The 14,659-nt window shown below is 68.9% G+C and carries 15 protein-coding genes; 5 read left to right on the forward strand and 10 right to left on the reverse strand.

Annotation, left to right across the window (positions count from 1 at the left end):
* Both obgE and proB read left to right on the forward strand, forming a co-directional pair.
* Positions 1 to 1,167: GTPase ObgE (obgE, locus tag A9X00_RS23855; protein ID WP_067159069.1), on the forward strand; the 1,167-nt coding region annotated here is incomplete at its 5' end.
* Between the two features lie 54 nt (positions 1,168 to 1,221).
* Positions 1,222 to 2,319 carry a glutamate 5-kinase gene (gene proB / locus A9X00_RS23860; protein ID WP_156772263.1) on the forward strand — a complete coding sequence of 366 codons (1,098 nt, stop codon included), beginning with the start codon at positions 1,222 to 1,224 and terminating at the stop codon, positions 2,317 to 2,319.
* A 4-nt stretch (positions 2,320 to 2,323) separates the two neighbouring features.
* On the opposite strand, the gene A9X00_RS23865 is transcribed toward proB, so the two are convergent.
* Positions 2,324 to 2,743 carry a DUF5313 domain-containing protein gene (locus A9X00_RS23865; RefSeq protein WP_067159075.1) on the reverse strand — a complete coding sequence of 140 codons (420 nt, stop codon included), beginning with the start codon at positions 2,741 to 2,743 and terminating at the stop codon, positions 2,324 to 2,326.
* A gap of 15 nt (positions 2,744 to 2,758) precedes the next feature.
* The gene (locus tag A9X00_RS23870) at positions 2,759 to 3,244 is read right to left on the reverse strand and encodes a MarR family winged helix-turn-helix transcriptional regulator (protein ID WP_067159078.1); all 486 of its coding nucleotides are present in this window, start codon (positions 3,242 to 3,244) and stop codon (positions 2,759 to 2,761) included.
* 145 nt (positions 3,245 to 3,389) lie between these two features.
* On the opposite strand from A9X00_RS23870, the gene A9X00_RS23875 reads away from it, so the two are divergent.
* On the forward strand, positions 3,390 to 5,273 hold the full coding sequence (locus A9X00_RS23875) for an AMP-binding protein (RefSeq protein ID WP_067159081.1): 1,884 nt from the start codon (positions 3,390 to 3,392) through the stop codon (positions 5,271 to 5,273).
* 4 nt (positions 5,274 to 5,277) lie between these two features.
* Here A9X00_RS23875 and A9X00_RS23880 read toward each other — a convergent pair whose 3' ends face one another.
* The gene (locus A9X00_RS23880; protein ID WP_067159084.1) at positions 5,278 to 5,928 is read right to left on the reverse strand and encodes a TetR/AcrR family transcriptional regulator; all 651 of its coding nucleotides are present in this window, start codon (positions 5,926 to 5,928) and stop codon (positions 5,278 to 5,280) included.
* Between the two features lie 95 nt (positions 5,929 to 6,023).
* On the opposite strand from A9X00_RS23880, the gene A9X00_RS23885 reads away from it, so the two are divergent.
* Positions 6,024 to 7,289: a cytochrome P450 gene (locus A9X00_RS23885; protein ID WP_067159087.1), complete on the forward strand. Its 1,266-nt coding sequence runs from the start codon at positions 6,024 to 6,026 to the stop codon at positions 7,287 to 7,289.
* Here A9X00_RS23885 and A9X00_RS23890 read toward each other — a convergent pair.
* Positions 7,286 to 8,122 carry an NAD-dependent protein deacetylase gene (locus tag A9X00_RS23890; RefSeq protein WP_067159090.1) on the reverse strand — a complete coding sequence of 279 codons (837 nt, stop codon included), beginning with the start codon at positions 8,120 to 8,122 and terminating at the stop codon, positions 7,286 to 7,288. The two genes, A9X00_RS23885 and A9X00_RS23890, sit on opposite strands and share 4 nt — an antisense overlap.
* A 93-nt stretch (positions 8,123 to 8,215) precedes the next feature.
* Positions 8,216 to 8,755, reverse strand: coding sequence for a cysteine hydrolase family protein (locus A9X00_RS23895; protein WP_067159093.1), 540 nt, complete (start codon positions 8,753 to 8,755; stop codon positions 8,216 to 8,218).
* A 59-nt stretch (positions 8,756 to 8,814) separates the two neighbouring features.
* On the opposite strand from A9X00_RS23895, the gene A9X00_RS23900 reads away from it, so the two are divergent.
* A complete protein-coding gene (locus A9X00_RS23900; RefSeq protein ID WP_067159096.1) occupies positions 8,815 to 10,857 on the forward strand; it encodes an NAD(+) synthase in 2,043 nt (680 codons plus the stop codon).
* Positions 10,858 to 10,861: 4 nt separating this feature from the next.
* Here the strand turns inward: A9X00_RS23900 and A9X00_RS23905 are convergent, their stop codons facing one another.
* The 5 genes from A9X00_RS23905 to A9X00_RS23925 all read right to left on the reverse strand — a co-directional run.
* A complete protein-coding gene (locus A9X00_RS23905) occupies positions 10,862 to 11,269 on the reverse strand; it encodes a hypothetical protein (RefSeq protein WP_067159099.1) in 408 nt (135 codons plus the stop codon).
* Positions 11,270 to 11,517: 248 nt separating this feature from the next.
* Entirely contained in the window at positions 11,518 to 12,057 is a 540-nt protein-coding gene (locus A9X00_RS23910; protein WP_067159102.1) for a YbhB/YbcL family Raf kinase inhibitor-like protein, read from the reverse strand.
* Entirely contained in the window at positions 12,057 to 12,617 is a 561-nt protein-coding gene (locus A9X00_RS23915) for a 3-isopropylmalate dehydratase (protein WP_067159105.1), read from the reverse strand. The genes A9X00_RS23910 and A9X00_RS23915 overlap by 1 nt, the downstream gene beginning before the upstream one ends.
* The gene (locus A9X00_RS23920) at positions 12,614 to 13,861 is read right to left on the reverse strand and encodes an aconitase/3-isopropylmalate dehydratase large subunit family protein (protein WP_067159108.1); all 1,248 of its coding nucleotides are present in this window, start codon (positions 13,859 to 13,861) and stop codon (positions 12,614 to 12,616) included. The genes A9X00_RS23915 and A9X00_RS23920 overlap by 4 nt, the downstream gene beginning before the upstream one ends.
* On the reverse strand, positions 13,852 to 14,659 hold an 808-nt coding region (locus A9X00_RS23925; protein ID WP_156772262.1), incomplete at its 5' end, for an oxaloacetate decarboxylase. The genes A9X00_RS23925 and A9X00_RS23920, both read right to left, overlap by 10 nt.

Genomic DNA, 14,659 nt, shown 5'->3' on the forward strand with positions numbered 1-14,659 from the left:
CCGGGCCGGGCGGCGCCGGGGGCGGGGGCCCCCCCCCCCCACCCGCCGCCGAGGGCGGGCACCCGCTTCGAGGCGGCCGCCGGCGGCCGCGGCGGCCTCGGCAACGCCGCGCTCGCCTCGCGGGCCCGCAAGGCCCCGGGCTTTGCGCTGCTCGGCGAGCCGGGCCAGGCCCGCGACCTGACGCTGGAGCTCAAGACCGTCGCCGACGTCGGGCTGATCGGGTTTCCGTCGGCCGGGAAATCCTCGCTGGTGTCCGCGATTTCGGCGGCCAAGCCGAAGATCGCCGACTACCCGTTCACCACGCTGGTGCCCAACCTCGGCGTCGTGTCGGCGGGCGAGCACACCTTCACCGTCGCCGACGTGCCCGGGCTGATCCCGGGGGCTTCCGAGGGGCGCGGCCTGGGCCTGGAATTCCTGCGCCACATCGAGCGATGCGCCGTGCTGGTGCATGTCGTCGACTGCGCCACCGCGGACCCCGGCCGCGACCCGATCTCCGACATCGACGCGCTGGAAGCCGAACTCGCCGCCTACACCCCGACCCTGCAGGGGGACGCGGCGCTGGGCGATCTGGCCGAGCGGCCGCGGGCGGTGGTGCTCAACAAGCTCGACGTGCCCGAGGCCCGCGAGCTTGCCGAGTTCGTCCGCGACGAGATCGCCGCGCGCGGCTGGCCGGTGTTTCTGGTTTCCACCGTCAGCCGTGATGGCCTGCAGCCCTTGGTCTTTGGGCTCTGGCAGATGATCTCGGAGTACAACGCCACCCGGCCGCAGATCGTGCCGCGGCGCCCGGTGATCCGCCCGCTGCCCGTCGACGACAGCGGCTTCACCGTCGAGCCGGACGGGGAGGGCGGGTTCGTCGTCACCGGCGCCCGGCCCGAGCGGTGGGTCGGCCAGACCAACTTCGACAACGACGAAGCGGTGGGTTACCTCGCCGACCGCCTCGCGCGCCTCGGTGTCGAAGAGGAACTGTTGAAGCTCGGCGCGAAGCCGGGCTGCGCCGTGACCATCGGGGAAATGACGTTCGACTGGGAGCCGCAAACGCCTGCGGGAGAACACGTTGCGTTGTCCGGCCGTGGCACTGACGCGCGGCTGGAACGCAGTGAACGTGTCGGTGCCGACGAGCGCAAGGCCGCGCGCCGCCGGCGGCGCGAACATGGTGACGAATCGTGAGCGCGCCGGCGACGATGCAGAGCGAAGCGATGAGGAGGAGCGGCGCTCTTGAGTATGCACCGTGAAACCATTCGAACCGCGCGCAGCCTCGTGGTCAAGGTTGGGACCAACGCACTGACGACACCGTCCGGGGTGTTCGACGCCGGCCGGCTGGCCGGACTGGCCGACGCCATCGAGGCGCGGATGAAGGCGGGCACCGACGTCGTCATCGTGTCGTCCGGTGCCATCGCCGCGGGCATCGAGCCGCTCGGATTATCGCGTCGCCCAAAGGATTTGGCGACCAAGCAGGCCGCCGCCAGCGTGGGCCAGGTGGCGTTGGTCAACTCGTGGAGCGCGGCGTTCGCCCGCTACGGCCGCACGGTCGGGCAGGTGCTGCTGACGGCGCACGACATTTCGGTGCGGGCCTCGCACACCAACGCCCAGCGCACCCTGGACCGGCTACGCGCCCTGCACGCGGTGGCGATCGTCAACGAAAACGACACGGTGGCCACCAACGAGATCCGGTTCGGCGACAACGACCGGCTCTCGGCGCTGGTGGCGCACCTGGTGGGCGCCGAGGCGCTGGTGCTGCTCTCCGACATCGACGGCCTCTACGACTCCGATCCGCGGAAAACCAAGGGCGCCAGGTTTATCCCCGAGGTGTCCGGCGCGGCGGACCTGGAGGGTGTGGTCGCCGGCCCGGGCAGCGACCTGGGCACCGGCGGGATGGCGTCGAAGATGTCGTCGGCGCTGCTGGCCGCCGACGCCGGCGTCCCGGTGCTGCTGGCCGCGGCGACCGACGCAGCGACCGCGCTCAGCGACGCCTCGAGCGGAACGGTGTTCGCGCCGCGGCCGGTTCGGATGTCGGCCCGCCGGTTCTGGGTGCGTTACGCCGCCGAGGCGGCCGGTTCGCTGACGCTGGACGAGGGTGCGGTGCGCGCGGTGGTGCGGCAACGCCGCTCGCTGCTGGCCGCCGGCATCACCACGGTCTCGGGCCGGTTCTATGCGGGGGACGTCGTCGAATTGCGCGGACCGGACGCGACCATGGTGGCCCGGGGGGTGGTCGCCTACGACGCGACCGAACTGGCCACCATGATGGGCCGATCGACCACCGAGCTGCCCGGCGAGCTGCGCCGGCCGGCGGTGCACGCCGACGACCTGGTCGCGGTGTAGCCGGCTAACTGAACGGGCTGCTGTTGTCCTGCCACGCGGCCGATTCGGGACGCGGCCCGTACCGGCGGGCGTAGTCCTCGTGCATCTTCGACTCTTTCTCGCGCTTGATCACGTCGACCAGGTTCGGGTTGAGGCCATGCTGCGCCAACCGGTGCCGCCGCCAAACCTTGTTCAACGCAAGCGATATCAGCAGCGCCCAGATGTAGAGCGGCACCGTCATCTCCGTGTGCACGTACAGCGAGGCGGGCAGCAACCAGAACGGTGCCAGCACGAACAGGGGCGGGATGGCCCACCGGATCATGTGCCGGCGCACGGCTCCCTTGCCCGCCAGGTCGTTGGCGACCCAGCTGCGCATCGAGTCCGGAAGGCATCGACCGTACGAATAGCCGATGTACTGCCAAAGGTTGGGCTTGCTGGTGGTCATGCCTACTCCCAGGGGTCAGGTCTGTAATGCGCCGGCCGCCAGGGCGGCCGAGTTGATGCGCGTCAGCACCTGCTGCAGGTGCCGAAGTTCGTCCATGTCGACGCCCAGACGCGCGACGACGGCGGGCGGGATCTTGCACGCTCGCCGGCGCAAGGCGGTGCCGCTGTCGGTGAGTTTGACGTCGGTGGTGCGCTCGTCGACGGCGTTTCGGGTACGGGTGATCAGGCCCAACGCCTCCAGGCGCTTGAGCATCGGCGACAGCGTCGCCGAATCCAACTGCAGCGTGGCGGCAATCTCCTTGACCGACAGCGGTTTCTGGTGCCCGGCCTTCTGGTGATCCCAGAGCGTCAGCATCACCAGATACTGCGGATGCGTCAGCCCCAATGGCTCCAACAGCGGCCGGTAGACCGCCAAGACGGCGCGGTTGGTGATACTCAGCGCGAAACAGACCTGCTGCTCGAGGGCAAGAGGGTCGATTTCCGGAGCGGTCGCCGCGGCCACATTCGCATCGTACGTTAATAGTTAGGGCGCTAACTATGTTGTCCTGGTCACAGGAGCCGCGCCGACGGGGCCCAATGCCCCTATCGCCCCGCGGGATCCGGCCCTATCATCTGGCATCGGTCACCTTCGTCCGCAGAGGAAATAAATGAACGGTTATCGCGAGCTCTACCGGGCCAGCCTCGGTGACCCGGCGGCATTCTGGGCCGATGCGGCGTCGGCCGTGACATGGCTCCGGTCGCCAGGGCGAATCCTGGACGACGACCGCCCTCCGTTCTACCGCTGGTTTCCCGACGCCGAACTCAACACGTGCGCCAACGCGCTCGACCGGCACGTCGACGCCGACCGCGGTGACGCGCCGGCGCTGATCTACGACTCACCCGTGACGGCGACGAAGCGCACCTTCTCCTATTCCGAATTGTTGGACCTCACAGCGCGTTTCGCCGGCGTCCTGCGTGACTTGGGGGTGGGCAAGGGCGACCGCGTGGTCATCTACATGCCGATGATTCCCGAAGCCGTCGTCGCCATGCTGGCGTGTGCCCGCATCGGCGCCGTGCATGCCGTCGTCTTCGGCGGATTTTCCGCCCACGAACTCGCCGCACGGATCGACAACGCCCGTCCCACGGTGATCGTTTCGGCGTCGTGCGGCATCGAACCGACCCGGCGGGTCGAGTACAAACCGATGCTCGACGCGGCGATCGACGCCTGCGCGCATCCGCCGCGGCACTGTGTCATCGTTCAGCGAGAGCAATTGCGGTGCGGCCTGGTCGACGGGCGGGACCAGGACTGGGAGACCCTGATCGGCCGGGCCGAACCGGCGCCGGCCGTCGCCGTCGCCGCGACGGATCCGCTGTACATCCTGCACACCTCGGGCACGACGGGAAGACCCAAGGGCGTGATGCGAGACAACGGCGGCCATGCGGTGGCGCTGCTGTGGAGCATGCGGCACATCTACGACATCGGCCCCGGCGACGTCTTCTGGGCGGCCTCGGACATCGGCTGGGTGGTCGGGCACTCCTACATCGTCTACGGCCCGCTCCTCGCGGGCGCCACCACCGTGCTCTACGAGGGCAAGCCGGTGGGCACCCCCGACCCCGGCGCCTTCTGGCGGGTGATCACCGAGCACAACGTGAAGGCCCTCTTCACCGCGCCGACCGCCATACGCGCGATCCGCCGGGACGACCCGGACGGCGCCTGGCTGCGCCAATACGACCGTGCCGGCTTGCGGTCGCTGTTCCTGGCCGGCGAGCGGCTCGACCCCGACACGTACCGCTGGGCGTCGGGCAAACTCGGCGTTCGCGTCATCGACCACTGGTGGCAGACCGAGACGGGTTGGGCCATCGCGGCCAATCCGATTGGCGCGGAGGAACTTCCGATCAAGGTCGGTTCGCCGGGCGTGCCCATGCCGGGCTACGAGGTCGCGATCCTGCGGCCGGACGGCACCGGCTGCGCACCCGGCGAGGAGGGCGCTATCTGCCTGGGCCTGCCGCTGCCGCCCGGGACGTTCCCGACGCTCTGGGAGGACGACGCACGGTACGAATCGTCCTACCTGTGCGAGCATCCCGGTTACTACCTGACCGGCGACGGCGGCTACATCGACGAGGACGGCTACCTGTTCGTCATGGGCCGAATCGACGACGTCATCAACGTGGCAGGCCACCGGCTGTCCACCGGCGCATTGGAAGCGGTGCTGGCGTCGCATCCCGCCGTGGCCGAAGCCGCAGTCATCGGCGTGGCCGACGACATCAAGGGCCAGGTCCCGCGCGGGTTCGTCGTCCTGCAGGCCGGGTCGGCGCGGGACGGGCTGGAAGACGAACTGGTCGCGCTGGTCCGCGACGAGATCGGCGCGGTGGCGTGCCTGAAGCGGGTTGACATCGTCTCGGCGTTGCCGAAGACGCGCTCCGGCAAAATCCTCCGCAAGGCGATGCACCGGATCGCGCACGGTCACGATGACGAGATGCCGGCCACCATCGAGGATCCCGACGTGCTGCACGCCCTGCGCCCGGTCTTGAAGCCGGTGGGGAGCCGCTGACCGATCAGCTCGGCGGCATCGGCTCGAGATACAGTGCGCCCCAGATGATTTGAGCCAGGGACTCGGCCAGCTCGGCGTCGTAGGTCTCCGCGGCGGTCGGTAGGTTCTGGTGGCAGGCGCGCTCGACCATCCAGGTCAGCGCGCTGGCCGTCGCCGTCGGGGGCAACTCGGGGCGGATGGAGCCGTCGGCCTGCCCGTCCTCGATGACCCGGGTCACCCGTCCGGTGATGGCGGTCAGCAGGTTTCGGTAGGTCGCCCCGACCACCGCGTCGTAGCCGGCCATCTCGTTCAGCGCGACGAGCACCGGTTGGTGGCGCCGGTAATTGCCGATGATTCCGGCCATGGCCGCGCGCAGGTCGTCGGGGTCGTGGCGCCACGCCATGCTCCACCAGCGGTCCGCGCTGTCGGCGAGGTCGGCGAACACCTGGCCCGCCAGGCGGCGCAACAGGTGGCCCTTGTCCTCGAAGTAGATGTAGAAGCTGGCGCGCGAGATGCCGGCCTCACTCGACAGCCGGTCCACGCTGAGCTCGGTGAAACTGGCGCCGTCGCGCATCAACCGGTCGGTCGCGTCCAGCAGCCGGCGCTCCATTTGCTCGCGTCGCTGCTGACGCCCCTGTTCGCGATTGGCCTGCGCCTTTCGGGTGACGGACGGCATTCGCCCAGCATAGCCACGGGATCAACATATTGACTAGACGTAGTGTCTAATCATATTGTCAAGTGACTGGGGTCATAAGCGACGGAGGGCCAACGATGACAGTGGCGACCGGGGTGTCCAGCAGCCATGCGTACGACGCGATCGATCTGTCGTCGCGCGCGTTCTGGTCCACGACCGCGGCGGAGCGGGAGCGTTCGTTCGCGGTGCTGCGGGCCGAGCGCCCGGTCAGCTGGCACCGTCCGGTCGAGGCGTCCCTGATGCCCGACCCCGACGACCCCGGCTATTGGGCGGTCACCCGGCGCACGGACATCGTTGAGGTCAGCCGCAACAACGGGGTGTTCCTGTCCGGCAAAGGCGTGATCTTCGAGAACGTCCCCGAGGAGCTGCTCGAGGCCTCGCAGTCCTTCCTCGCGATGGATCCACCGCGGCACACCAAGCTGCGCAAGGTCGTCAGTGCCGCCTTTACCCCTAGGCAGGTCCGCCGCATCGAGGACTCGATCCAGGCGAACGCCAAGACCATCGTCGAAGAGCTGCGGGCCGCCGGCACCGGTGCCGATTTCGTGGACCACTGCGCCAAGCAACTTCCCATCCGGACGCTGTCGGACATGGTGGGTATCCCGGAGTCCGAGCGCGAACGCGTTGCCCATGCCGCCGACGCGCTGGTGTCCTGGGCTGACCCGGTCTACCTCGCCGGTCGCAACCCGTTGGAGGTATTGGTCGAGAACCAGATGTACCTCCATCAGGTCGCCGGGTCCCTGGCTGCCGAGCGGCGCGAGCGGCCCGGCGACGATTTGTTCAGCAGCCTGGTGACCGCCGAGGTGGACGGCGACCGGCTGTCGGACGCCGACGTGTCCGCGTTCTTCGTCCTGCTTGCCGTCGCCGGCAACGACACCACCCGGCAGACCGCCAGCCACGCGATGAAGGCACTCACCGACTTTCCCGAGCAGCGGGCCTGGCTGCGCGGCGACTTCGACAACCGGATCGGCACGGCGGTCGAGGAGTTCATCCGGTGGGCCACCCCGGTGATGACCTTTCGCCGCACGGCGGCAACGGATGTCGAGCTCGGCGGCCAGCGCATCCGGGCGGGCGAGAAGGTGGTGATGTTCTATCCGTCCGGGAACTGGGACACCGACGCGTTCGACGATCCGGACCGTTTCGACTTGAGCCGCAACCCCAACCCGCACATCGGCTTCGGCGGTGGCGGCGTGCACTTTTGCCTCGGCGCCCATGTGGCCCGGGCGCAGTTGCGCGCCATCTTCGGCGAACTGCTCCGGCAGATCCCGGACATCCAGGCGGCCGAACCCGCCTACGTGCCGGGCAATTTCATCCACGCCATCCGCAGCATGCCCTGCAGCTTCTAAGGCGTGGGCGCCAGCGCCCCCAGCTCGCACGCCAGCAGCGTCAGCAACTCCGAGCAGCCGCCGTCGACCTTCACGGTGGCCAGCTCGTCGCCGCGGGTGCGTCCCCGGTTGACGATGGCGATCGGGATGCCCAGCGCGGCGGCGTGGCGCACGAACCGGTGGCCGGAGAACACCGTCAGCGACGATCCCGCGACCAGCAGCGCGTCGGCTTGATCGACTAACGAATATGCCTGTGCCACAACGTCTTTGGGAACACTCTCGCCGAAGTAGACGATGTCGGGCTTGAGCATGCCGCCGCAGCGCGGGCAGTCGAGGTAGCGGAACGACGCGGTGTCGGCGACGACGGCGTCGGCGTCGGGAGCCACCGCCAGGCCGCCGACGGCCTCGGCGCGCTCGATGAATCCCGGGTTGAGCGCCTCGAGCTCGTCGGCGAGCGCGGCTCGGCTCATGCCGTACCGGCAGCGCAGGCAGACCACCCGCGCGTAGCTGCCGTGCAGGTTGATCACGTTCTTGCTGCCGGCCTTGGTGTGCAGCAGGTCGACGTTCTGCGTGATCACGCCCGTCACCACCGATGCGCGCTCGAGTGCGGCCAGCGCCCGGTGCCCGGCGTTGGGCGCGGTGTGGTCCATGTGCCGCCACCCGACGTGGTTGCGCGCCCAGTACCGCTGCCGGAACACCGGATCCGAGGTGAACTGGCGGATGGTCATCGGGTTGCTCGGCGGCGAATCGGGGCCGCGGTAGTCGGGAATGCCCGAGTCGGTGGAGATCCCGGCGCCAGTCAGGACCGCCAGCCGGCGGCCGGCGAGCAGCGCGACGAGTTCCGGCGATTCCACGCCTCGAGGGTAGCGACTCCGCGCGAGAGTGCGTGTTTGTCCACCGACACGCCGCCGAACGCGGCATTTTGCGCACCCTCGCGCCAGGTGCCCCTAACCGAGGCAGTCGGCCGCCGTGGTCAGCTCGGCCGACATGTTCTGCTCCATCATCTTCAGCGCCGCCTTGCCCAAATCGGCGTCGATGTGGGCGACGGCGTCGGTTGGGATCACGACGGGGAAGTGCCGGACGTAGGCGTCGAGCGCGGTGTACAGGATGCACTGCTCGGTGACCTGGCCGGTGAGGATCAGCCGCTTGGTCTCCAGACGCCCGAGCAGGTAGGCCAGGGCCGTCGCGTAGAAGGCGCTGTGGCGGACCTTCGTCATCACCCGGCAGTCTTCGCCCGGCACGATCGGCTTGATCAGATCGGGCCGGGCGCCGTCGAGCGCGGATCCGACGATGTCGGAGAACTGGGCGGCGAAATCGCCGTAGTTGTCGTTGACGTAGATCAGGTCGACGCCGTCGGCCTCCCGCGTGCGGCGGATCAGGTCGGCGAGCGGGTCCATGATTTTCTCGACATTGGGTATCAGATCCTCAGCGTCGGGATGCTGATACGTGTTCATCATGTCGACGACTACGACAGCGGTATCGCTCATGCCGTTGGGGATACCCGGCGGCGACGAGTTGACGCCCGTCGCGCGACAATGGGAGGGTCATGGACTTTTACAACGCCTACCACCAGGGTTTTGTCCGCGTCGCCGCCTGCACCCACCACACCGCGATCGGCGATCCGGCGGCCAACGCCGAGTCGGTGCTGCGGTTGGCGGGCCAAAGCCACGACGACGGTGTCGCCGTGGCGGTCTTCCCGGAGCTGACGCTGTCCGGGTATTCCATCGAGGACATCGTCCTGCAAGACCTGCTGCTCGACGATGTCGAAGGTGCCGTCGCCGACGTCGTCACGGCATCGGCCGATCTGCTGCCGGTGTTGGTCGTCGGCGCCCCGCTGCGTTTCCGGCACCGCATCTACAACACCGCGGTGGTGATCCACCGCGGCGCGGTGCTCGGCGTCGCGCCCAAGTCGTACCTGCCCACGTATCGGGAGTTCTACGAGCGCCGCCAGCTCGCGCCGGGCAACGACGAGCGCGGCATAATCCGCATCGGCGATATCGAGGCCCCGTTCGGTCCCGATCTGCTGTTCGCCGCGTCCGACCTGCCGGGCTTCGTGCTGCACGTCGAGATCTGCGAGGACATGTTCGTGCCGATCCCGCCCAGCGCGGAGGCGGCGCTGGCGGGGGCGACGGTGCTGGCCAACCTCTCTGGCAGCCCGATCACGATCGGGCGCGCCGAGGACCGGTGCCTGCTGGCGCGCTCGGCGTCGTCGCGGTGCCTGGCCGCCTACGTCTACGCCGCCGCGGGGGAGGGCGAGTCGACGACCGACCTGGCCTGGGACGGCCAGACCATGGTCTGGGAGAACGGTGTGCTGCTCGCCACGTCCGAGCGCTTCCCGAAGGGGGAGCGACGCAGCGTCGCCGACGTCGACCTCGAGCTGCTGCGCGCGGAACGGCTGCGGATGGGCACCTTCGACGACAACCGGCGCCACCACCGGACGACGGCGGAGGCGTTCCGGCGCATCGAGTTTCGGCTCGATCCTCCCGCCGGCGACATCGGGCTGTACCGCGAGATCGAGCGCTTCCCATTCGTGCCGGCCGATCCGCAACGGCTGGAACAGGATTGCTACGAGGCCTACAACATTCAGGTCTCGGGGCTCGAGCAGCGGCTGCGCGCGCTGGACTACCCGAAGGTGGTCATCGGGATTTCTGGAGGGCTGGATTCGACGCACGCGCTGATCGTCGCCGCCCGCGCGATGGACCGCGAGGAACGGCCGCGCAGCGACATCCTGGCATTCACGCTGCCGGGCTTCGCGACGGGAGATCGCACCAAGCGGAACGCGATCGAGCTGTGCCGCGCGCTGGGCGTCACCTTCGCCGAGATCGACATCACCGAGACCGCGCGGCTCATGCTCAAGGAGATGGACCACCCGTTCGCGCGCGGCGAGAAGGTCTACGACGTCACGTTCGAGAACGTCCAGGCCGGCCTGCGCACCGATTACCTGTTCCGGCTGGCCAACCAGCGCGGCGGGATCGTGCTGGGCACCGGCGACCTCTCGGAGCTCGGGCTCGGCTGGTCGACGTACGGGGTCGGCGACCAGATGTCGCACTACAACGTCAACGGCGGCGTCCCCAAGACGCTCATCCAGCACCTGATCCGCTGGGTCATTTCGTCGGGCCAGTTCGAATCGGACGTGTGCGAGGTGCTGCAGTCGGTGCTGGACACCGAGATCACGCCGGAGCTGGTCCCGAGCGGCGAGGAGGAAGAGTTGCAGAGCAGCGAGGCCAAGGTCGGACCGTTTGCCCTGCAAGACTTTTCGTTGTTCCATGTGCTGCGCTTCGGGTTCCGGCCGTCGAAGATCGCCTTCCTGGCGTGGCACGCGTGGAGCGACCCCGAGCAGGGCAACTGGCCGCCGGGATTCCCCGAGGACAAGCGGCCGTCCTACTCGCTCAAGGAGATCCGGCACTGGCTGGGCGTCTTTGTGCAACGGTTCTACTCGTTCAGCCAGTTCAAGCGCTCGGCCTTGCCCAACGGCCCCAAGGTGTCGCACGGGGGCGCGCTGTCGCCGCGCGGCGACTGGCGCGCCCCCTCGGACATGTCGGCGCGCATCTGGCTCGACGAGATCGAGCGCGAGGTGCCCGAAGACTAGCGGCTCACGCCCTTGCGCGACGCCAGCCCTGGTACTGCAGCTCCGCGAAGATCAGCGTGTAGGCGCCTGCCGCCAGGTTCAACACGACGCCGGCCGGGGTCAACGGAAAGACATCCGCGAGCACGAGAACGACGGTGGCCGCGGTGTACAGCAGGTTGGCAACGATGACGCCCATGCCGGCGCGGCGTACCGACGGCAAGGCGGCCAGCCCCATCACGGCCACGCCGTAGGCGATCAAGAACGCGCCCATGCCGTACTCGAATGCCTTCGTCGTGCCCGATAGCTCGGCGAGCCAGCCGGCCAGCGGAATACCGGCCAGGCCGACCAGTCCGCTGATGACGGCGTCGGCGCGCATGGTGAATCGAAGCAACCCGTCGCGCGTTTCCGTGCGGGCAATGGTGGTGGCGGACATTGTGTTCCTTTCTCGAAGGTTGACACGGGTCAGGCTGCTCGGAAACCGCTGCCAGATCGACGCCAGACGCTGCCAACCACTGCCAACCGCAGGTCAGTGGCCGATGGGATGCCGACGTGCCCGCCTCGTAGCGACTCCGATGCGTCGTGACGTTCGGCCTTCGTTGTCGCTCCGAGGTGGACAAAAAGACCCACCCGACCCCGCGGTGACTCAAGTGGCGGATGGGGCGACCTGATCGCTGGGGCGCGTTACCGTTCGTACGTGCCTGTCAGCGTCCCGCGGGCCAGCACGTGTTCGGCCATCGCGGCCAGCAAGGCCTTGGCGGTGGTGACGTTGTCGGGGATGGGCTCGTCGAGTGCGAACACGTGGAACCGGTAGCGGTGTGGCCCGTGCCCGGGAATCGGGCGCGGCCCGGCATAGCCGCGATGCCCAAGATCGGCTCGGATGAACCGGATTCCGGTGGTTCCCGGCCGCAACCCATTGGCGGCGACGCCGTCCAACGTGGGCTCGAGCACCGCGACGGTATGCAGCAGCGGCCGGCGCAGTGGAACGTCGATGTCGTCCATGACGAGCACCAGCTGCCGCGCACCCGGCGGCACTCCGTCCCAACGCAGCGGCGGCGAGGCATTGTCACCGACGCCCTTGCCTGCGCAGGCCGGCGGCATCGGGCCGCCGTCGTCGAATGCCGGGCTGCTCACCGCGATCGACGCCGGCGCGTCAAAAGCACCGCCGGCCAATGGGCTTCGGTCCGCGCCGGCCCGCACTCCGCGCAGCAACCGGCCCAACATCAGGCGCCGCTGCCGGCGCCGCGCATGGCGACCGTGCTCGACCGCAAGACGTCGCCGAGCTCGGCCGGCAGGTAGCCCTGTTCGGCCAACCGGGGTAGCACGCCGCCGCTTTCGATGATCTCGAGGATCAGGTCGGGCAGTCTTGGGACGCTGCCCGAGGCTCCCGTGGTGTCGTTGCGCCAGGTGCCCGCGGTCAGGTCGAAGGTCGCGGTGTCGCCCTCGCGGAACACCTCGGTGGCGTTGGGCACGGTCATTGCCGGCAGGCCAGCGTTGACGGCGTTGCGGAAGAACAACGAGTTGAATTCCTCGGCGACGAGGCCGGCGACCCCGAGCTCGGTGAACAGCGCCGCGACCGGGCGCGACGATCCGAGCCCGAAGTTCTTGCCCGCCACCACGATGTCGCCCGGTGAGACCGCGTCGGTCCAGCCCGGGCGCACCTCGTAGAAGATGTGCTTGGCCGCCTCGGGCGGGTCCATCTTCATGGCGAAGGCCGGGTACATCGCGTCGGTGTTGAGGTTGTCGCCGAACACCCAGAGCTTGCCGCTAAACGAGATCGTCATGCCGTCGCGCTCCTCGGGTCCGTGATGTATCCGGTGATCGCGGACGCGGCGCAGGTCGCCGGTGAGGCCATGAAGATCTCCGCCTCGGTGCTGCCCATGCGGCCGGTGAAGTTGCGGGTGCTGGACGTGATGCACACCTCGCCTGGGCCCACCACGCCCATGTGGTAGCCGAAACACGCGCCGCACGTCGAGTTGGTGATCACCGCGCCGGCGTCGGCGAGGTCCTGCAGGTACCCCAGCCGCATGGCCTCCCGGTACACCGCCTGCGAGGCGGGGGTGACCAGCAGCCGCACCCCGGGCGCGACGGTCTTGCCGCGCAACACTTCCGCGGCGATCTCGAGGTCCTCGAGTTGGCCGTTCGCGCACGAGCCGATGAACGCCTGGTCCACCTTCTGCCGGTCCAGCCGCGACACGGGTAGCCCGTTGCGGCTGACGGTGCCTGGCCGGGCGACATAGGGTTCCAGCGTCGAGAGGTCGATATGCCGGACGTCGCGGTAGTTCGCGTCGGGATCCGGTGCGGCCGCGTCGTATCCGGTGACTCCGGTGTCGTCGAGGAAGCGGGCCAGCACCGCGTCGGGTTCGAAGGTGCTGAAATCGGCCGACACCTCGGCGCCCTGGGTGGCGATGGTACGGCGATCGTGCATGGGGATGCCGGCCAGGCCGGGCCCGCCGAATTCCAGGTTCAGGTTGGGCGCGTCGCCGTATTCGTTGGCGATGTGCAGGAAGATGTCCTTGCCGCTCACCGTGTTCGGTTTGACGCCGTCGAGTTCGTAGCGGATTGTCGGCGCGACCTGGAACCACGTCGTGCCGGTGCACATGATCGAGTACACCTCGGCGGGTCCCAGGCCGCGGGCCGCGGTGTTGTACGCGCCGGCGGCACAGGTGTGAGAGTCGGTGCAGGCCAGGATCTCTCCCGGGCGCGCCAGGCCGTTCTCGGCGATGACCTGGTGGCAGATGCCGTGCCGGCCCACGTCATAAAAACGCTCGATGCCGAAGTCGGCGACGAACTTTCGGGCCTGCCCGCCGCCGGCGGCGTCCTTGATCGTCGGCGCGGGCACGGCGTGGTCCATCACGACCGCGAGCTTGTCGGGGTCGTGGATCCGGTTGGGCGGTATCCACATGGTGGCGAACTGCAGGTCGATCAGGACGGTCATGTCGACGTCGACCACGACGGTGTCGCCCGGTGCCACCGAGTCTTGGCCGGCCTTGCGGGCGAAGATCTTTTCGATGACGGTCATGCCCATGAGGGGTCCTCGGTTCGTGCGTACTTGTCGTCGAGGGCGAGCCACTCCGCCATGCCGACCAGGTTGAAGAAGTCTCCGGGACTGTTCGGCAGATGGGCCGCGGCGTCCGTGCCGTTGAGTTCGCAAAGGCCTTGCAGCATGCCCAATGTCGCCTGAATCAGCAGATTGCTCGGATGGATGGCGATCGCGTAACCCAACTGCTGCAGCCGCGACGCGGACTGCAGCGGCGTCATGCCTCCCAGCACGAGATTGATCAGCAGGGGAGCCTCGACTTCGCGTGCGATGCGCTCGATTTCGTCGGCGCCCTGCGGCGCCTCCACAAAGATGATGTCGGCGCCCGCTTGCGCGTACCGGTTGGCGCGCTCGATCGCGGCGTCCAGGCCGAGTGGGGCGCGCGCGTCGGTGCGGGCCACCACCAGCAGGGCGTCGTCGGACCGGGCGTCCAGGGCGGCGGCGAGCGTCTGTTCGAACACCGCGGCGTCGACGACCTGCTTATCCGGCAGGTGACCGCACCGCTTGGGAAACACCTGGTCTTCCAACTGGATAGCCGCCACGCCGGCCGCGTCGTAGGACCGGACCGTGCGCACCACGTTCATCGGCGCGCCGTAGCCGGTGTCGGCGTCGGCGATCAGCGGAACGTCGCCCAGCGCGTCGGCGATCATCCGGACGCGGTCGGCCATTTCGCTGGCGGTGACCAGCCCGATATCGGGCAGGCCGAAACCCGACGCCGCGACGCCGGCGCCGGTCATGTACGCCGCGACGTGGCCCGTCCGTTTGGCCAGCTGCGCGGAGATGCCG

The organism is Mycobacterium sp. 1245805.9 (genome assembly GCF_001672915.1).
GTDB lineage: Bacteria > Actinomycetota > Actinomycetes > Mycobacteriales > Mycobacteriaceae > Mycobacterium.